Raw genomic sequence first — 16569 nt, 5'->3', positions numbered from 1 at the left:
AGCGCGGCCGAGGCGGCGAGCACGAGGGCGCCCAGCACGGCGAGCACCGCCGTGGTGCCGAGGCCGAGCTGGCGGGCCAGGCCGGTGGCGGGGGCGGCCACGATGACCGCGACGGGGAAGGCCGCGTGGACCGGCTGGAACAGCCGCCGCCCGCTCTCCCGCTCCACCCGTCCCGTGGTCAGGTTGAGTGCGACGTCGAGCGCGCCGCTGGCCGCCCCCAGCACGAGCAGGGCCGCGCCGAACGCCACCGGCGACGACGTCCAGCCGATCGCGGCGGCGCTCAGCCCGAAGGCGGCGCAGGCGAGGAGGAGCGCGTCACGCTCGCGTCCGCGGGCCAGCCGCCCGGTCATGGCCATCGCCGGGATCGCCCCGACCGGCACCGCCGTCAGCGCCAGCCCGAGGTCCGCGTTCGAGGCTCCGAGCTGGTCCTTCAGGGCGGGCAGCAGAGCCGACCAGGCGCCCCAGAACATGCCCCACGCCGCACAGACCAGGATGAGCGGCAAACCCCGATATTTCACGAATCCCCCTCGCGCCGCAGTCAAGCCATGGTAAAGATCGACGATGTTGTTCGACGAAGGGAACCTCGTGCTCAAGCGTACGATCGTCGCGGCCGGCCTCGTCGCCGCCGGGATCGCCGCCGTCCCCGCCCCCGCCTCTGCCGCGTCGGCGGCCTACACGCCCGAGCGCGTGTGCGGGTCCGGATTCCACCAGGTCAAGGACGGCCACCGGGCGATGAGGACGCGCGACGGCCGGGTGCTCGGGCACGTCTACCTCATGTACAGCAAGAGCAGCGGCGAGAACTGCGTGGCCGCGATCAAGACCCGCTACACCGGCACCCGCACGGTGACCGGCGCCAGCCTGGAGGTGCGGGGCGGCGGCCGGTCGGAGGACGTGCAGAAGTACCGGTTCTACGCCGAGACCGGGCACGTGGACGGCAGCTGGAAGTGCGTGAAGTACCAGGGCTGGACCCGCACCCCCGACAACCGCGTCGAGGCGTGGGGCGGCCGCACCTCCTGGGGCAACTGCAAGGGCTAGCAGACCTTCCGGTACGGGACGTCCGGCAGGTAGCGGGCCCAGTCCCGCTCGGACAGGGTGGCACCGGCGCGCCGGCACACGGCCGCCGCCACCTGCCCCGGGTCCACCGGCACCTCGTGGATGCGCCCGTCGACGGCGGCGTACAGGGTGCGGCCGTCGCCGCTGAACGTGAGCGCCTGGGGCTCGTCGGTGGTGTGGATGTCGTAGGAGGCGCCGAGCCGCCGTTTGGTGGCGAGGTCCCAGAGCTGGATCTTCCCGCTCATCGTCAGGGTGGCCAGGATGCCGCCGTCAGGTGAGAAGGCCAGCAGGTCGACCGAGCCGGCCGCGCGGGGCAGTGTGGGGCGGATCGGCGTGGCTCCCTGGGGAGCGGCGGCGTCCCACAGGGCGATGCGTCCGGTGTCGTCCTGGCTGATCGCGATGACGGCTCTGCTGCTCAGCGCGGGACGGTAGCCCGTCGCGGACAGGGCGAACCCGCTGCCGGACGGCTTGCCCGTCGTCAGGTCGAGGAACCTGCCACTGCCGGTGACGAGCGCCCTGCCGTCCTTGGTCAGCGGGCCGCCGCGCTCTGCCGCGGCGAAGTCGTGCAGGGTGCGTCCGGTGGCCGCGTCGTAGACCAGCACGCGGAAGTCCTCCACCTGCGCCTGTGGGTCCATCGACATGACGACCTCCTTGCCGTCGGCGGTGAACTGCACCTGATCGGGGTTGTTGAGCTTGGGCGTCCGGACGGCCCACACCTGCCGCGACGTCCTCAGGTCGATGAGCCTGACCTTGCCGTCCGACTCCGCCAGCACCATGCGGTCGCGCGGTTCGTCGAAGCCCGGCTCCAGGGACTGAGCCTCGGAGTCCTTGGCGAACGTGGCGACGGTTCGACGCGTCCGGAGGTCCACGACCCGGAGGCGCGTCGCCTCATAGTCGGCGACCGTGGCCCACCGCCCCGTGGGGCTGAACCGGATCTCGGCGTCCTCCTCGCCCACCCGCGTGGACATCACCCGGGAGGCCAGGTCCACGCTCACGACGACATCGTCCATGAGATAACGCAGCGTCCTGCCGTCGGGGTCGAGGCGGACATCGGTCAGGTCGCCCTCGGCACGGTAGTTGAGCACCTCCTTGTGATCGGCGATCCGCCACACCTGCAGGTCCCGTAGGGCGAAGACGACGACGTACCGGTCGTCCAGGCGCATCTGGGCCCACAGATTCCGGCAGAGCTCGCAGGACCACTGGTCGTCCCTGGCGCGCAGCCGTCCCGAGGCCGCGTCCACCAGCGTGATCCCGTCACGTCCGCAGGCCAGGGTCCTGCCGTCCGGGCTGAAGGCGGCCACGGCCGACTCCTTGCGGCAGGCCGGATAGGGCCGCTCCCACGTCCAGCCGGGCAGCGACAGCGCGTCGAGCCGCCCGTCCGTGACCAGCATGCGCCGGCCCGTCGGATCCACCAGCAGGTCGTCGGGCATGGCCTCCATGTCGCCTCTGACGACCGGCTTCCCGAACCGCCTGCCGGTCTTCAGGTCCACCAGATGCGACAGACCCTCGAAGTAGGAGACGAGCATGGTCGTCTCGTGCTCGCCGAACCGCGGGAAGTAGCCGCCGCCACTCGCCCCTCCGAGCTTCTCCCTGTAGACGCGTCTGCCCGTGGTGAGGTCCCAGACGCCGAGCTCCTCCGGCGTCGACTGCGCCAGCAGGCGGCCGCTCGGGCTGAGCACCGGGCCGAAGACGATCTCGCCCTTGAGGTCCAGCCCCTTCCAGCCGCCGGTGCGCCGGCCCGTCCGGATGTCGTAGACGTTCACCCCCTGCTTGCTGACGCTCACCAGCGTGCGGCCGTCACGGCTGAGCGCCCGGTAGGCCACGCCCTGAACGGGCGGGTCGCGGAACACCGCGGTCTCCTGCTGCTGGAGGGAGGCGACCAGGCTGGAACGGGTCTCGGGCTGCGGCGAGAGCCGCCACGCCGCGACGCTCAGCCGCATCGCGGTGCCCGGGTCGGTGACCCGCATCCGGTCCGCCTCGGCCGCCGCCTGCTTGGCGGTGGCGATGTCGCGCTGGCGGGCCGTCTGCTGTCCCTGCCACACCGCCACGCCGGCCGCGACCAGCGCGACCGCCAGCATCCCGGCCAGCGCGATCGTGGTCAGCCGCCGTCGCCTGGTGCGCCGCCGGGTCAGGTCGGTGCCGGCCTGGAGGTAGTCGCGCTCGCGCGGGGTCAGTGTCACGTGCCGGCGGCTGGTGGCGGCCCACCGCAGCGCCCGCTCCAGGCGGCTGCCCTGGAGCAGGTCGGCGTCGCGCCGGCCGTGCTCGGCCCAGTGCCGGGCCGCCCGGGTGATCTCGCCGAGGACGGCCAGGCCGTCGCGCTCGGCGTCCACCCACATGCGCAGCCGGGGCCAGGCGCGCAGCAGCGCCGGCCGGGACAGCTCCACCGACGTGCCGTCCGAGGAGACGACGTACGAGAAGGCGCGCAGCACCCGGTGCACCGCCTCGGCCTCCGGCTCCGGGCGTCCCTCGAACAGCTCGTCGTGCGAGGCCGTCCGGCCGCTCTCCCGGCCGTCGTCCCCCACGGCGACCAGCCGCAGGAACACCTCGGCCGCCACATCCCGCTCCTCCGGTCCGAGCGAGCCGTAGGCGTCCTCGGCGATCGTGCCGAGGGCGGGGTCGTCGCGGTCGGAGCCGGCCACGCCGCGGGCGGCGCGGCTGCCCTCCGCCAGCAGCCCGCCGGTGTCGGCGGCGTCGCCGCTGACCAGCGCGAGCAGCAGGTCGCGGGCCGCCGGCCGGGCGGCGGGCTCCTTGCGCAGGGCCGCGGCGACCAGGGGCCGGAGCCCCGGCGGCAGGGCGGTCAGGTCGGGGTGGTGGGACAGCACGCGGTGCATGACGCCGCCGAGGTTGTCGGCGTGGAACGGGTCCTGTCCGGTGGCCGCGAACACCATGGTCGCGCCCCAGGCGAACACGTCGGCGGACGCGCCGGCCCGCTGCCCGGTGAACACCTCGGGCGCGAGGTAGCTGGGCGTGCCCGCCACCTCGCCCGTCCTGGTCAGGGACATGTCGAGGGTCCGGGCGATGCCGAAGTCGATGACGCGGGGGCCGTCCGGCCCGAGGAGCACGTTGTCGGGCTTGAGGTCGCGGTGGATGACGCCCGCGTCGTGGATCGCGGTGAGCGCGGTGGCGACCGCCGTGGCCAGACGGTGCAGGTCGTCGCCCGCGAACAGCCGCCCGCCGTTCACCGCCTGCCGCAGGCTCGGGCCGGGGACGTACTCCGACACGATGTACGGCCGGCTGCCGTCGAGGTCGGCGGCCAGCACCCTGGCGGTGCAGAACGAGGCCACGCGGCGCGCGGCGGTCGCCTCCTTGGCCAGCCGGCCGGCCGTGCCGTTGGCCCCGCCGTCTCCCCCCGGGTGGAGCACCTTGAGAGCGACCCGCAGCCCCCCGGCGTCGTACGCCTCGTAGACGACTCCCTGGCCGCCGGCGCCGAGCCGTCCGGCCAGCCAGTACGGGCCGACATGCTGCGGATCCCCCGCGCTGAGCGTTTCCACAAGGGGTTGGATGCCGGGTCGTGCCCCGGGGTTGTCACATTCCGCAGCGGGGTCCGGGCGGGCAAGAAGGTCATCCCGTGGCCGTGCGGCGGGCAGACCGACCAGGTGTGGCTTCACCGGTAGAAATGCATTGAAAGCGCAGGTGACCCCGCGTTAGGTTGTCCGGCATGGCGGGTCCCCGCGCCCGCCGGCCGCGCTGGCGCGGCGCTCGTACGGCCGGGCGCCGGGAGGGGCACACCATGAGACGCGTCACGATCGTCAGGCCGACGAGACCACGTCCGGATCCCAACGCGGACCTGGACCTGCGCTCCCCCTCGGGCCGCCGGCTCCCCTACTGATCGAGGATCGGGACCGTGTCCGGTTCGGCGAAGGATTTCCCCGCCGAACCGTTTCTTACACCGTGCTTACGGGTGTTTCTGTAGTTAAATTAGATAACAGGAACATCACGGGGGGCTCGGGGTGAAGAGGCTAGCGGTCGTGCCGCCGCACGTCATCAGGCACAAGGTGCGCGACATCCGCACGGTGGACCGGCGCAGGCCGGCGCCGCCCGATCCGAAGGTCGTGGACCTGCGCGCCTACGCCGGCCGCAACGTGATCCGCTTCCCCGGCGGCCCGACCCCGGCCGCCTAGCCGGGGCCCGGCCGGGAGCGCGGCTCAGCCGTAGAGCCTCTTGGCGTAGGACTCGCCGTAGTACTGCTCCAGCTGCTCGACCGACTCCTCGACCACCTGCACCTCCTTGACCAGGCGGGCGTGCGAGGGCAGCGCGTCGGGCTTCCAGGCGTCGGGCTTCCACAGCGACGAGCGCAGGAACGCCTTGGCGCAGTGGAAGAAGATCTGGTCGATCTCGACCACGAGGGCCAACTGCGGCCGGTGGTTCGTGACGACCATCTCGTCGAGGAACGGCGCCTCGCGGACGAGCCGGGCGCGGCCGTTGATCCGCAGGGTCTCGTTGCGGCCGGGGATCATGAAGATCAGCCCGACGTTGGGGTTGGTCAGGATGTTGCGGAAGCCGTCGGCGCGGCGGTTGCCCGGCCGGTCCGGGATGGCGATAGTGGTGTCGTCGAGGACGCGGACGAATCCGGCCGGATCACCCTTGGGTGAGACGTCGCAGCTCCCGTCGGCGCCGGAGGTGGCGATCAGGCAGAACGGCGAGGCGGCCAGCCACTGCCGGTCACGCTCGTGCAGGCGCGCCCGCTCCTTGGTGGCGGCACGGGGCATCACGTCGCCCAGCAGCTCCCGTAGCTCGGACTCGGAGTCGATCTCGACCCAGCTCATGCGATCTCCCTTCGGGGGTCCGGGCAAATCCTGTCACGGGAGCGGCTCCAGCAGTCGGTGGGGTGCGCGCAGCGCCACGCTGACCGGATCGCCGCGCCCGTCCTCCAGCCCGGGCCCGGGGCGTACCTCGACCTGCTCGGGCGGGAGGTGCGGCGCCCCGCAGCCGGTGCAGGAGGAGAAGGCGTCGATGCGGGCGCCGCAGTCCACGTGGATGAACAGCCGGCGGGCGCCGTTGCGGGTGAGGTGACGCTCGCCCCACTGCCCCAGGGCCAGCACGGGCTGCCAGAGCTCGCGGCCCATCGGGGTCAGCACGTACTCGTCGCGGGGCGGCGTGTCCTGGTAGCGCCGCCGTTCGAGCACGCCGGCGTCGACCAGGGCGGTCAGCCGCTGTGACAGCACGGCCCGCGGGATGTCGAGGTGGGCGAGGAAGTCGCCGTAGCGGCGCACGCCGTAGAGCGCGTCGCGGACGACGAGCATCGTCCACCGCTCGCCGACCAGCTCCAGGACCCTGGCCAGGGAGCAGTCCTGGCCGTCGTAGTTCTTGCCGAGCGCCATGGGGCCATCTTAGTTCATTCATTGAACCGTGGTACCGTGCCCGCCATGAGTTCAATCACTGAACTGACGACACGGCCCCGGTTGGGACCCGCCGTGGCCTCGCTCGCCCCCTTGCTGGTGCTGACGAACTACACCGTGCCGATGGTCACGCTGCCCGACACCGCGCGGGCGCTCGGCGCCGGGCCGACCGGCCCGGTGTGGATCCTCGGCTCGGTCGCGCTCGGGTTGTCCTCGGTGCTGCTGGTGTCCGGGGGGCTGGCCGACGACCATGGGCGCAAGCGGGTGCTGGTCATCGGCACCGGCGTGCTCGCCGCGGCCAGCGTGGTGGCAGCGCTGGCCACGGCCGTGCCCCTGTTCGTGGCGGCGCGCTTCGCGCAGGGCGCGGCGAGCGCCGCGATGCTGGCCGCCAGCCTCGGACTGGTCGGCCACGCCTACCCGACCGGCCCGGAGCGGGTGCGGGCCACCGGGCGGTACGGGGCGATGATCGGGCTCGGCACCGCCGTGGGGCCCCTGGTGTCCGGGGCGCTGGCCTCGGTGGCGAGCTGGCGGGCCGCGTACTGGCTGGTTGCCGGGTGTGCGCTGGCGCTGATGGCGGTGTCCGCGCGGGTGCTGGAGGAGTCGCGCTCCCCCGAGCCGCGCCGCTTCGACGTACCGGGCGTGGTGCTGCTCAGCGTGGGCGTGGCCGCGCTGGTGGCCGGGGTGACCGAGAGCAGGCTCGGGTGGGGGCGGCCGGTGGTCCTGACGGCCTTCGCGGTGGCGGTGGCGCTGGGAGTCGCGTTCGTGGCGGCCGAGCGCAGGCGGCCGGACCCGCTGCTCGACCTGGAGTTGTTCCGGCGGCCGGCCTTCCTCGTGGCGACCGGGGGCGCGCTCGTCGTCGGGGCGGCGATCGTCGGGCTGCTGAGCTACCTGCCGAGCGTGCTCCAGCAGGCGCGCGGGCTCACCCCGATGGGGACCGGGTTGCTGTTCGGGCTCTGGTCGTCGCTGTCGTTCGTGGTCTCCCTGCTGTCCAGGCACGTACGGCTGCGCACGGCGGGTCGCTTCGCGCTCGGTCTCGCGCTCAGCGCGGCCGGCTTCACCGGGCTGCTCGGCGCGGGCTCGGACGGCTCGATGGTCCCGGTGGTGGCGGGACTCGCGGTCAGCGGGATCGGGTCGGGACTGGTCAACTCCTCGATCACCCACCTGGCCATCGAGAGCGTGCCGGCGCACCGGGTCAGCATGGGGTCCGGGGCCAACAACACGGCCCGTTATGTGGGCAGCTCGCTGGGCGCGGCCGGGGTGGCGGCGGCCGTCGGGCAGCTCGGAACGGCATCGGGCGGGACGGTGGCCGTGGCGGGGTGCGTCGTGCTGACGGCGGCCACGGCCGTGGCCGCGCTGCTCACCCGCGCCTGAAGGGCCTGCTCAGCCCCGTCCGGGACGGGGAGACGGACTTCACCAGCGGCGGGCGCTCGCCATGGCGCCGAGCAGCGCGTCCCGCTCCGCGGCGAACCTCACCGGCTCCATTCCCTCCCGCTCGGCGCGCAGGTGCAGCATGGTCAGCTCGGTCGCCGCGTGCTGGTAGTCGCTCATGGCCCGGCCGAGCCCGGCCCGCCCGGCCCACCGGCGGGCGCGCCGGCGTCCGGCCAGCGAGCCGAGCATCGCCAGGTCCGGCGGGGTGACCAGCCCCGTGTACTGGTAGGCGGGCAGGTAGGCGCCCATCCTGGCGAGGAGCTGCCGCCGCTCCCGCACGGTGACGACGACGAGCAGGACCAGCGCCGCCATGATCACCAGGTACGCGGTGGCGAGCCAGCCGAGCGACCTGAGGGAGGCGGTGCCGTTCCACAACGCGTGCAGCACGACCGCGGCCAGGTAGCCGAGCGGGATCATGGCGTACCGGGCCGGGCCGCGCCGGGTGAGGGCGTAGGCGACGCCGAGCCCGATCATCGAGGTGTAGACGGGGTGGCCGAGCGGATCGATCAGCCCGCGCATGACGAAGAGCTGCACGGTCGCGTCCACGCCGCTGCGCAGGAAGGCGCTCAGGTAGTAGCCGACGTTCTCCACGGCCGCGAAGCCCAGCCCGGCCATCGAGGCGTACACGATGCCGTCGGTCAGCCCGTCGATCTCCCGGCGGCGGCGCAGGAGGAGCAGCAGCGCCGACCCTTTGAGCGCCTCCTCGATCACGGGGGCGAGGAACACGGTGCCCATGGCGTCGACGACCTGCGCGCCGTACCCCGCACTGCTGAACAGCGCCTGCCCGGCCAGGGTGAGCGCCACGCCGAGCACGATCGCCACGCCGGCGCCCCACGCGAACGCGAACGCGAGGTGCAGCTTCGGCTCCGGCTCCAGCCGGTCCAGCGAGAGGACGGCGGCGAGCAGCACGGGCAGCGGCGCGAGCGCCAGCAGCAGCGACAGCCCGAACCCGACCGGCCCGCCGCTACGCAGCAGGACGGCGAGCACGACCAGCGCCAGCGCGCTGGAGACGACCAGGCCGATCAGCAGGACCTTGCTGGGCCGCCGCTGGACCAGCAGGGGAGGGCGCAGGGGGACTGTCATCGTCACGCCTCTCTTCACTCGGGGTCCCACTATGGGCGCCCGGTGTCGACGAACGCTTGACAGTCGCTTGACGGGGTGGCCGGGCGCTCGGCGACCTGACGGGGGCTGCGGCGGTAGGGTTCCCCACAACGAGGAGGAATCACCATATGGCTGATGAAAGCTACGGACCTGGCGCCGGACCGGCACCCGTCTCGCTGCCGGAGGAGGAGCTTTCGAACCTGATCGCCGGGCAGCGCTTCGGCGCTCTCGCCACCACCCGGAGCAGCGGCGTGCCCCACCTGTCCACGGTCGTCTACAGCTGGGACGCCGAGCAGCGCGTGGCGCGGATCTCGACGATCGCCGACCGGCTCAAGGTCCGCCAGCTCCAGCGCGACCCGCGCGGCTCCCTCTACGTGACCAGCGACGACTTCTGGTCCTTCGCGGTCGCCGAGGGCAAGGCCGAGCTGTCCCCGGTCAGCGCCGAGCCGGGCGACGAGGTCGGCCGGGAGCTGCTCGCGATGGCGGGCGGCCTCGCCGACCCGGCGCGGGAGGAGGCGTTCCTGCGCCAGATGGCGGCCGACCGGCGCATGGTGATCCGGCTGCGGGTGTCGCGGCTGTACGGGACCACGCTGCCCGTCGCGGGCTGACCGGGGGTGACGCGGTGGGTGTCCTGATCCGCGCCCAGGACGTGCCGCCGGAGCAGCGGCACGCCGCCTGGCGGAGCATCGTGTGCGACACGCTCGGCCCCCTGGACTGCCGCATCGACCCCGACTCCCCGCTGCGCGGCGAGATCGACGCGGGAGCGCTCGGCTCCGTCGGCGTCGGCAGGGTCCGCACCACCACCCCGCACAGCGTCCACCGGACCCCCGGCCAGATCCGCCAGGGCTCGCGCGAGCTCTACCGCGTGGTGCTGGCCCTGTCGGGCGAGCCGGTGCTGGAGCAGGACGGGCGCTCCACCCGGCTCACGCCCGGCCGGCTCGCCCTCTACGACTTCGCCCGGCCGTACCAGCTCGCCTACACCTCCGCGGTGGACCTGGCGGTGTTCAGCCTGCCCCGCGACGCGCTCACGCTCCCGCACGACTCCGTCGCCCGGCTCACCGCCGTCCCGATCACGACGGACGACGGCACCGGGGCGCTCGCCGCGCCGCTCCTGCGCAGGGTCACCCTGGACCTGGAGAGCTACCGGCCCGCCAGCGCGGCCCGGCTGTCCGGCGTGGTGATGGACCTGCTCACCACCGTCATCGCCGAACGGGCCGAGCAGACCGCGGCCCTGCCGGACGAGTCGCGCGCCCGCACCCTCCAGCTCCGCGTCAACGCCTTCATCGAGGAGCACCTGGACGATCCCGGGCTCGACCCGGCCACCGTCGCCGTCGCCCACCACGTCTCCGTGCGCCAGCTCCACCGGCTGTTCGAGACGCGCAGCACCACGGTGGCCGCCTGGATCCGGCACCGGCGCCTGGAGCGCTGCCGCAGGGAGCTGGCCGATCCGGCCCTGCGCCACGTCCCGGTGAGCCTCATCGCCGCCCGCTGGGGACTGCCCGGCTCGGCCCACTTCAGCCGCCTGTTCAGGCAGGCGTACGGCATGCCGCCCGCCGAGTACCGCCGCGCCCGCCTCCCCCAGGACCCGTGATCCGGCACGGATCGTCAAGAGAGCGGCACTGACTCGCAAGACCGGCGAGCCGGGCGTCAGCAGACTGGGACGTGTCCGCACCACCCGGTACGGACACCACCACGGCGAAAGGCCCCGCCCATGTCCACCGCCCCTGTCTCCCACACCATCTTCGTCAACCTGCCGGTCGCCGACCTCGGCCGCTCCAAGGCGTTCTTCGCCGCGCTCGGCTTCTCGATGTTCGGCGCGGGCGACGACATGGCGTCCGTGATGATCAACGAGCGGACCCAGGTCATGCTGCTCACCGAGCCGGTCTTCGCCTCCTACGCGCGGTCGGAGGTCGCCGACCCGGCCAAGAGCACCCAGGTGATCCTCGTCCTCGGCCTGGACGACCCGGCCGCCGTCGACGCGCTGTTCGACCAGGCGATCGCGGCGGGCGCCACCCCCGTCGGCGAGCCGATCAACGACGGACAGCGTTACCAGCGCGGCTTCGCCGACCCCGACGGCCACCAGTGGTCGGCCCTGTCCCTGGTGGCGCAGGCCGGCTGAGGCGGCGGCCGGATGGACGAACCCCGGACCGGCGAGGTCACCTCGGCCGACGGCACCCCGATCGTCTACGACCGCTCCGGCACCGGGCCGGCCCTCGTGCTCGTGCACGGGGCGTTCACCGGGAGGGAGCACCCGTTGCTGCGGGTGGTGGCGGCCACGCTGTCGCCCTGGTTCACGGTCTACAACTACGACCGGCGCGGCCGGGGCGGCAGCGGTGACGCCCGGCCGTACGCGGTGGAGCGGGAGATCGACGACCTCGCCGCCCTGCTCGCCGAGGCGGGCGGGCAGGCCATGGTGTTCGGCGGCTCCTCGGGGGCGGCGCTGGCGCTACGGGCGGCGGCCGGGGGCCTGCCCGTCTCCAAGCTGGCACTCTGGGAGCCGCCCTACCACGTCGGTCCCGGCGCTCCGCAGCTGTCCCCGGACTTCGCCTCGCGGCTGGAGTCGCTGGTGAAGGAGGGGCGGCGCGGGGACGCGGCCGAGCTGTTCATGGTGGAGGCCGCCGAGGTCCCCGCCGAGGCGGTCGCCGCGATGCGCGGCCTGCCCGAGTGGGCCGGGATGGAGGCGCTCGCGCACACACTGGCGTACGAGGCCGCCGTCATGGGACCGCGCAACGCCCTGCCCGCCGGGCCGCTCGCCTCGATCGGGCAGCCCACGCTGGTGCTGAACGGCGGGGCCAGCCCGCGCTGGATGCTGGACGCGGGCCGGGCGGTGGCCCGTGCCGTGCCGGGCGCGGACCACCGGGTCCTGGAGGGCGAGACGCACGCCGTGTCGCCACGGGCGCTGGCGCCGGAGCTCCTGGAGTTCCTCGTCGCCGCGTGACCCGCCGCCCATCGCGTCACGTTGTGGAACGTTCGCCGGCCGAGATGCTCGGGTCCGCCGTCCACGGCCGGAGCTTCTCGGGATTGCGCACCGCCCAGATGTTCGTGATCCGGTCGCCCGCGACGTCGAACGCCGCCACCGTCACGGTGACGCCGTCGTGCTGGGCCACCAGGCCGGGCTGCCCGTTGACCGTACGCTCCAGGATCGTCAGGCCGGGTGCCCAGCCGGCCATCTCGACCAGGTAACGGGCGATCTGGTCGCCGCCCTGGATCGGGCGCAGCACGGTGCGGACCAGGCCGCCGCCGTCGGCGATCATCGTGGCGCCGGGGTCGAGCAGGCCGACGAGAGCGTCGATGTCCTTGGCCTCCCACGCCTGCTTGAAGTCCCGGACGACGCCGGCCTGCCGCCCGGCCTGGGGCGCGGGAGTCTGCGACGCGCGGATGCGACGCCGGGCCGAGGAGGCCAGCTGGCGACATGCCTCCGGGCTACGGCCGACCATCTCCGCGACCTCGGCGAAGGAGTAGCGGAAGACGTCGTGCAGCACGAACGCGACGCGCTCGGCCGGGGTCATCGCTTCGAGCACGACGAGGAAGGCCATGCTGACCGACTCGTCCAGGGTGACCCGGTCGACCGGGTCGGCCGTGATGCCGTCCGACATCCCCGCGACCCACTCCATGCGGTCGGGCAGCGGCTCGGGAATCCATGCGCCCACGTAGCTCTCGCGCCGGGCCCGCGCCGAGCCGAGCAGGTCGAGGCAGATGCGGCTGGCGACCGTCGTCAGCCAGCCGCCGGGTGACTCGATGGCCTCCTGCTGCTGCGGAGACATGGCGTACCAGCGGGCGTACGTCTCCTGCACGACGTCCTCGGCATCGGCCAGGGAGCCGAGGAGCCGGTAGGCGAGATTGGTCAGCTGACGCCGCTCCCCCATGATCGCGCTCAGGCTCGGATCGAACCGGCCGTCTCCTGACCCGGATGCGGTGGTGCTCATGGTGTCGCCGACTTCCCTCTGTCGCAGTTGCCCTCACTGTTCCGACGAGACAACGCCGCGGAATGTGAGATCGATACCGCGCCTCACGTTCCCGGCCGCTGTGTCGTCGGATGAGTGAGACACCAGGTCACAAGCCTCAGACCCGGTGAGATCCAGAAGGGCAGTTCCATGTTCTTGCGAGTCGCCATCCTCCTGCAGACCCTGGCCGTCTTCTCGGCGCCCGTCACCGCCGGACTGTTGCTGTCCGCGCCCAGCGGACGGGCCCTGCACAGTGTCTCGGCGTACGGGGTGTTCACCGTGGCGCTGGTGCACGTGCTCGCCGCGATCCTGGCGTGGCGTCCGGGCGGCGGCTCGCCCAGGCCCATCCTGTACGCGGTCGTCTTCTTCGGGCTCACGCTGGCGCAGATAGCGCTGGGCATCGCGGGCGTGAAAACCGTGCACCTTCCGTTGGGGGTCCTGATGTTCGGCATGAGCGTCCTTCAGCTCGCCCGGGTCTGGACCGGCCGCCGCACCCACGAGACCGTCGCCGCCTGACGCCGGCGCGCCGCCACCGCCGAAATGCAGAAGGGAAACCCCGCCATGTCCACGCCCGCAACGACCGAGCAGGACGATCTCCAGTCACGTCTGCCCGACCCCAGCCGGCTCTTCCCCGAGATGGCACAGATCGCCGGCGCCATGAACAGGGCCGCCCTGAACGGTTCGATTCCGCACACCACCGTCAACCTGGTGCAGCTCCGCGCCGGGCAGATCGTCGGCAGCACGTACCACACGGTCCGGCAGACGGGCCTCCTCCGCAAGGCCGGGGAGGCGGAGGAGCGCATCACCGCCGTGGCGTCATGGCAGGACGCCCCCTACTTCACCGACGCCGAACGGGTCGCGCTGGAGCTCGTGGAGGCCGTCCTCACCCCGAACCCGTCCGGCGAGCGCGTCCCCGACGAGCTGTACGCCAGGGCGGCCGGCCACTACGACGACCAGGCGCTGTGGACACTGACCCTGGCGATCAGCCAGATCTTCTTCTTCATCCCCGTCGCCCTCATCGCCAAGCCGATCCCCGGCAAGGTCCCCGGGAAGAACTACAGCAGGTAACGCCCCGGCCGCCGGCACAGCGACCTTCGCCATGCGATGGACGAGTCATTCCGATGTGTCGCTGAGTACGCCGGTTGGCCACTGAGCGCAGTAGCCGGCCACTTCGGCGCTCGGTGGACAGGAGCATCCGTTCAGTCGAGGACTGCGGTGGCTTCGATCTCGACGAGATGGTCAGGGATGTCCAGTGCCGCGACGCCCAACAGCGTGGCCGGCGGGACCGGAGTGACCCCCAGTTTCGCGGCCGCTCGGGAGATCCCCTCCAGAAGGGTGGGCATCTTGTCGGGGGTCCAGTCGACGACGTAGACGGTGAGTTTCGCCACGTCGTGGAAGGAGCCGCCGGCCTCGGCGAGGGCGATGCCGATGTTGAGGTAGCACTGCTCGACCTGCGCGGCGAGGTCGCCCTCACCGACCGTGATCCCCTCGGCATCCCAGGCGACCTGCCCGGCGATGAAGACCAGCTTCGACCCGGATGCGATCGACACCTGCCGGTAGACCTCGATCGTGGGCAACTCGCTGGGATTCACCAGAGTGATGGCCATGCGGCCCGCCTCCTTGTCATGGGGCCCGAGGGCCCACGTCTTCCTCGGTCTCTTGTGGTTACTCAGGAACCATAGGAGAGTGGCTGCTGACATGGAAGAACGCACTTTTCAGTGACTGGGGAACCTGATGGTGACCAAGCAGTTAAAGGGCGGCCCGGCCGACGAGGCGGACCTGAGGCGCGCGGACTCCCTGGCGCGGGAGATCTTCTCGGACGTGGCCAACAAGTGGGCATTCCTGATCATCGAGATGCTCGGTGAACGGACCCTGCGCTTCAGCGAGCTGCGGGACGAGGTCGAGGGCATCAGTCACAAGATGCTCACCCAGAATCTGCGCATGCTGGAGCGCAACGGCCTGGTCGAGAGGACGGTGTACCCCACCGTTCCACCACGGGTCGAGTACACCCTCACCGAGCCGGGCCAAGCCCTGCGCGCAACGGTCGATGGAATGTGCGGCTGGACCCACCGGTACCTCGGTCACATCGAGGTAGCCCGCCACCGCTTCGACGCCTGACGGCTGGAGCGCGCGCACGCGCTGACGGCTCGGGGCCCGCTTGCCGAGGTGCGCCCGCCGTTCCCAGGTCACTCCCCTGGACGGCGCAACCCGTCGAGGACGATGTGGAGCAGATGCCGGGCCCTGGCGTCCCACTCGTCCGGTCCCAGACGGGTCAGATAACCGATGAGCAGAATGACGTCACGGGCGTCGACGTCAGGGCGGATGGTCCCCGCGGCCTTGCCGGCGTCGAGAAGTTCGGTCAGCGCAGCGCCGATCGGGCCGAGGCTGTGCGCGGACAGGTCCTGCCACACCGCCGCTTCGACGGCGGCGAACACTTCGCGCTTGACCTGCGCATAGTCGACCACCCGATCGAACCAACGGGCCAGCGCGGCGAGCGGCTCGTGCTCGGCGAGCAGGGCCGGCGCCGCCGCCACGAGCTCGTCCACGTCCTCCCGGTAGACCTCGGCGAGCAGCGACTCCCGGGTCGGGAAGTGGCGGTAGAGGGTGCCCTGGCCAACCCCTGCCTGTTTGGCGATCGCGTTGAGCTTGACCTCGTCCGCGTTCGCGATGACCGCCCGGGCCACCTGGATGATCCGGTCGCGATTACCGGCGGCGTCGGCCCGGCGCTGGGTTGAGTCCATAGGTGCCCCATTTTACTAACCGGACACGTGTCCGGTACTCTCCCCACAACCGGACACGTGTCCGCCCGTGGGGAAAGGGTCCGCTATGACAGCCATCGACGGCAAGGTCGTCGCCATCACCGGAGCGAGCAGCGGCATCGGGGAGGCCACGGCGCGCCTGCTGGCCGGACGCGGCGCGGCGGTCGTCCTCGGCGCGCGCCGGACGCAACGTCTCGACGAGCTCGCCCGGGACATCCGCGACCGCGGCGGACAGGCCCTCACCTGCGCCACGGACGTCACCCGGCGCGCGGACCTCGACCGGCTCGTCGGCCGGGCCGTGGCGGAGTTCGGCCGGCTCGACGTGCTGGTGGGCAATGCCGGCATCGCCAAGATCGGCCCCGTGGCCGACCTCGACGTCGACGGCTGGTCGTCGATGATCGACGTCAATCTCCGCGGCGTGCTGAACGGCATCGCCGCCGCCCTGCCGGTGTTCCGCCGGCAGGGCCACGGCCATCTGGTGACCACGGTGTCGACGTCCGGCCTGAAGATCGTGCCCACCCAGGCGATCTACGCGGCGACCAAGAACGCCGTCCGCACCCTGCTGGAGGGATTGCGGCAGGAGTCGACCGACGGCGTGCTGCGTACGACGGCGATCTCACCGGGCGTGGTCCGTACCGAACTCGTCGACTCGATCGACGACGTTCAGGTCCGCGAGCAGATCCGGCGCGACATGAACGCGTTCGCCATCGACCCTGAGGCTGTGGCCCGCGTCATCGCCTTCGCCATCGAGCAGCCTCACGACGTCGAGATCGGCGAAGTCGTCATCCGCCCGACCGTCCAAGGCTAGCCGAGTCTTTCGCGCCGCCTGTGGCCTGACAACCTGTTCGGCCGCCCTGAACCGCTCTGCGCAAAGGTCATACCACGCGTACTGGACAGCGCTGGTTGCACGAACGCACCAGCAAGCTCGCAGGCCACATGGACAGG

18 protein-coding genes and 1 pseudogene are annotated in these 16569 nt (G+C 72.3%); 11 read left to right on the top strand and 8 right to left on the bottom strand.

Annotated elements, in window-relative coordinates:
• A pseudogene (locus ABZS51_RS34385) lies at positions 1 to 518 on the bottom strand (hypothetical protein); the annotation flags it as partial.
• Between the two features lie 43 nt (positions 519 to 561).
• On the opposite strand from ABZS51_RS34385, the gene ABZS51_RS34380 reads away from it, so the two are divergent.
• Positions 562 to 1035: a hypothetical protein gene (locus ABZS51_RS34380; protein ID WP_355450012.1), complete on the top strand. Its 474-nt coding sequence runs from the start codon at positions 562 to 564 to the stop codon at positions 1033 to 1035.
• Here ABZS51_RS34380 and ABZS51_RS34375 read toward each other — a convergent pair.
• The gene (locus ABZS51_RS34375; protein ID WP_355450009.1) at positions 1032 to 4544 is read right to left on the bottom strand and encodes a serine/threonine-protein kinase; all 3513 of its coding nucleotides are present in this window, start codon (positions 4542 to 4544) and stop codon (positions 1032 to 1034) included. The two genes, ABZS51_RS34380 and ABZS51_RS34375, sit on opposite strands and share 4 nt — an antisense overlap.
• A gap of 459 nt (positions 4545 to 5003) precedes the next feature.
• On the opposite strand from ABZS51_RS34375, the gene ABZS51_RS34370 reads away from it, so the two are divergent.
• Entirely contained in the window at positions 5004 to 5174 is a 171-nt protein-coding gene (locus ABZS51_RS34370) for a hypothetical protein (RefSeq protein WP_355450006.1), read from the top strand.
• Positions 5175 to 5198: 24 nt separating this feature from the next.
• Here ABZS51_RS34370 and ABZS51_RS34365 read toward each other — a convergent pair whose 3' ends face one another.
• Complete coding sequence (locus tag ABZS51_RS34365; RefSeq protein WP_355450004.1) at positions 5199 to 5819, bottom strand: pyridoxamine 5'-phosphate oxidase family protein; 621 nt, start codon at positions 5817 to 5819, stop codon at positions 5199 to 5201.
• 33 nt (positions 5820 to 5852) lie between these two features.
• Complete coding sequence (locus tag ABZS51_RS34360; RefSeq protein ID WP_355450001.1) at positions 5853 to 6374, bottom strand: helix-turn-helix domain-containing protein; 522 nt, start codon at positions 6372 to 6374, stop codon at positions 5853 to 5855.
• A 45-nt stretch (positions 6375 to 6419) separates the two neighbouring features.
• Between ABZS51_RS34360 and ABZS51_RS34355 the strand changes: the two genes are divergently transcribed.
• Complete coding sequence (locus ABZS51_RS34355) at positions 6420 to 7763, top strand: MFS transporter (RefSeq protein ID WP_355449998.1); 1344 nt, start codon at positions 6420 to 6422, stop codon at positions 7761 to 7763.
• Positions 7764 to 7802: 39 nt separating this feature from the next.
• Here ABZS51_RS34355 and ABZS51_RS34350 read toward each other — a convergent pair whose 3' ends face one another.
• Positions 7803 to 8903 (bottom strand): PrsW family intramembrane metalloprotease, encoded by a 1101-nt coding sequence (locus ABZS51_RS34350; protein WP_355450015.1) that lies wholly within the window; start codon positions 8901 to 8903, stop codon positions 7803 to 7805.
• A 146-nt stretch (positions 8904 to 9049) separates the two neighbouring features.
• Here ABZS51_RS34350 and ABZS51_RS34345 point away from each other — a divergent pair, with 146 nt between their 5' ends.
• From ABZS51_RS34345 to ABZS51_RS34330, 4 genes are all read left to right on the top strand, one after another.
• Complete coding sequence (locus ABZS51_RS34345; RefSeq protein WP_310711578.1) at positions 9050 to 9529, top strand: PPOX class F420-dependent oxidoreductase; 480 nt, start codon at positions 9050 to 9052, stop codon at positions 9527 to 9529.
• A 14-nt stretch (positions 9530 to 9543) separates the two neighbouring features.
• The gene (locus tag ABZS51_RS34340; protein WP_355449995.1) at positions 9544 to 10512 is read left to right on the top strand and encodes a helix-turn-helix domain-containing protein; all 969 of its coding nucleotides are present in this window, start codon (positions 9544 to 9546) and stop codon (positions 10510 to 10512) included.
• 120 nt (positions 10513 to 10632) lie between these two features.
• A complete protein-coding gene (locus ABZS51_RS34335; protein ID WP_355449992.1) occupies positions 10633 to 11040 on the top strand; it encodes a VOC family protein in 408 nt (135 codons plus the stop codon).
• A gap of 12 nt (positions 11041 to 11052) precedes the next feature.
• Positions 11053 to 11859, top strand: coding sequence for an alpha/beta hydrolase (locus ABZS51_RS34330; RefSeq protein ID WP_355449989.1), 807 nt, complete (start codon positions 11053 to 11055; stop codon positions 11857 to 11859).
• A 16-nt stretch (positions 11860 to 11875) separates the two neighbouring features.
• Here ABZS51_RS34330 and sigJ read toward each other — a convergent pair whose 3' ends face one another.
• Complete coding sequence (gene sigJ / locus ABZS51_RS34325; protein ID WP_355449986.1) at positions 11876 to 12847, bottom strand: RNA polymerase sigma factor SigJ; 972 nt, start codon at positions 12845 to 12847, stop codon at positions 11876 to 11878.
• Between the two features lie 168 nt (positions 12848 to 13015).
• On the opposite strand from sigJ, the gene ABZS51_RS34320 reads away from it, so the two are divergent.
• Positions 13016 to 13381, top strand: a complete 366-nt coding sequence (locus ABZS51_RS34320; RefSeq protein WP_355449984.1) for a hypothetical protein — start codon at positions 13016 to 13018, stop codon at positions 13379 to 13381.
• 45 nt (positions 13382 to 13426) lie between these two features.
• Positions 13427 to 13933, top strand: a complete 507-nt coding sequence (locus tag ABZS51_RS34315) for a carboxymuconolactone decarboxylase family protein (RefSeq protein WP_355449981.1) — start codon at positions 13427 to 13429, stop codon at positions 13931 to 13933.
• A gap of 131 nt (positions 13934 to 14064) precedes the next feature.
• Here ABZS51_RS34315 and ABZS51_RS34310 read toward each other — a convergent pair whose 3' ends face one another.
• Positions 14065 to 14472, bottom strand: a complete 408-nt coding sequence (locus tag ABZS51_RS34310) for a RidA family protein (protein WP_355449978.1) — start codon at positions 14470 to 14472, stop codon at positions 14065 to 14067.
• Positions 14473 to 14599: 127 nt separating this feature from the next.
• Here ABZS51_RS34310 and ABZS51_RS34305 point away from each other — a divergent pair, with 127 nt between their 5' ends.
• Complete coding sequence (locus ABZS51_RS34305; RefSeq protein WP_355449975.1) at positions 14600 to 14983, top strand: helix-turn-helix domain-containing protein; 384 nt, start codon at positions 14600 to 14602, stop codon at positions 14981 to 14983.
• 68 nt (positions 14984 to 15051) lie between these two features.
• Here the strand turns inward: ABZS51_RS34305 and ABZS51_RS34300 are convergent, their stop codons facing one another.
• On the bottom strand, positions 15052 to 15606 hold the full coding sequence (locus ABZS51_RS34300; protein ID WP_355449972.1) for a TetR/AcrR family transcriptional regulator: 555 nt from the start codon (positions 15604 to 15606) through the stop codon (positions 15052 to 15054).
• 85 nt (positions 15607 to 15691) lie between these two features.
• Between ABZS51_RS34300 and ABZS51_RS34295 the strand changes: the two genes are divergently transcribed.
• Entirely contained in the window at positions 15692 to 16432 is a 741-nt protein-coding gene (locus ABZS51_RS34295; protein WP_355449969.1) for an SDR family oxidoreductase, read from the top strand.
• Positions 16433 to 16569: the final 137 nt, after the last annotated feature.

Source organism: Nonomuraea sp. NPDC005501 (assembly GCF_040605905.1).
Taxonomy (GTDB): Bacteria; Actinomycetota; Actinomycetes; order Streptosporangiales; family Streptosporangiaceae; genus Nonomuraea.
The sequence above is the reverse complement of the archived record's forward strand: the minus strand, read 5'-3'. Positions and strand labels throughout refer to the sequence as shown.

Coding starts and splice junctions, on each gene's coding strand:
- ABZS51_RS34315 (WP_355449981.1), top strand. CDS start 13,427: ATGTCCACGCCCGCAACGACCGAGCAGGACGATCTCCAGTCACGTCTG.
- ABZS51_RS34295 (WP_355449969.1), top strand. CDS start 15,692: ATGACAGCCATCGACGGCAAGGTCGTCGCCATCACCGGAGCGAGCAGC.
- ABZS51_RS34300 (WP_355449972.1), bottom strand. CDS start 15,606: ATGGACTCAACCCAGCGCCGGGCCGACGCCGCCGGTAATCGCGACCGG.
- ABZS51_RS34345 (WP_310711578.1), top strand. CDS start 9,050: ATGGCTGATGAAAGCTACGGACCTGGCGCCGGACCGGCACCCGTCTCG.
- ABZS51_RS34360 (WP_355450001.1), bottom strand. CDS start 6,374: ATGGCGCTCGGCAAGAACTACGACGGCCAGGACTGCTCCCTGGCCAGG.
- ABZS51_RS34355 (WP_355449998.1), top strand. CDS start 6,420: ATGAGTTCAATCACTGAACTGACGACACGGCCCCGGTTGGGACCCGCC.
- ABZS51_RS34365 (WP_355450004.1), bottom strand. CDS start 5,819: ATGAGCTGGGTCGAGATCGACTCCGAGTCCGAGCTACGGGAGCTGCTG.
- ABZS51_RS34330 (WP_355449989.1), top strand. CDS start 11,053: ATGGACGAACCCCGGACCGGCGAGGTCACCTCGGCCGACGGCACCCCG.
- ABZS51_RS34305 (WP_355449975.1), top strand. CDS start 14,600: ATGGTGACCAAGCAGTTAAAGGGCGGCCCGGCCGACGAGGCGGACCTG.
- ABZS51_RS34335 (WP_355449992.1), top strand. CDS start 10,633: ATGTCCACCGCCCCTGTCTCCCACACCATCTTCGTCAACCTGCCGGTC.
- ABZS51_RS34320 (WP_355449984.1), top strand. CDS start 13,016: ATGTTCTTGCGAGTCGCCATCCTCCTGCAGACCCTGGCCGTCTTCTCG.
- ABZS51_RS34350 (WP_355450015.1), bottom strand. CDS start 8,903: ATGACAGTCCCCCTGCGCCCTCCCCTGCTGGTCCAGCGGCGGCCCAGC.
- ABZS51_RS34310 (WP_355449978.1), bottom strand. CDS start 14,472: ATGGCCATCACTCTGGTGAATCCCAGCGAGTTGCCCACGATCGAGGTC.
- ABZS51_RS34380 (WP_355450012.1), top strand. CDS start 562: ATGTTGTTCGACGAAGGGAACCTCGTGCTCAAGCGTACGATCGTCGCG.
- sigJ (WP_355449986.1), bottom strand. CDS start 12,847: ATGAGCACCACCGCATCCGGGTCAGGAGACGGCCGGTTCGATCCGAGC.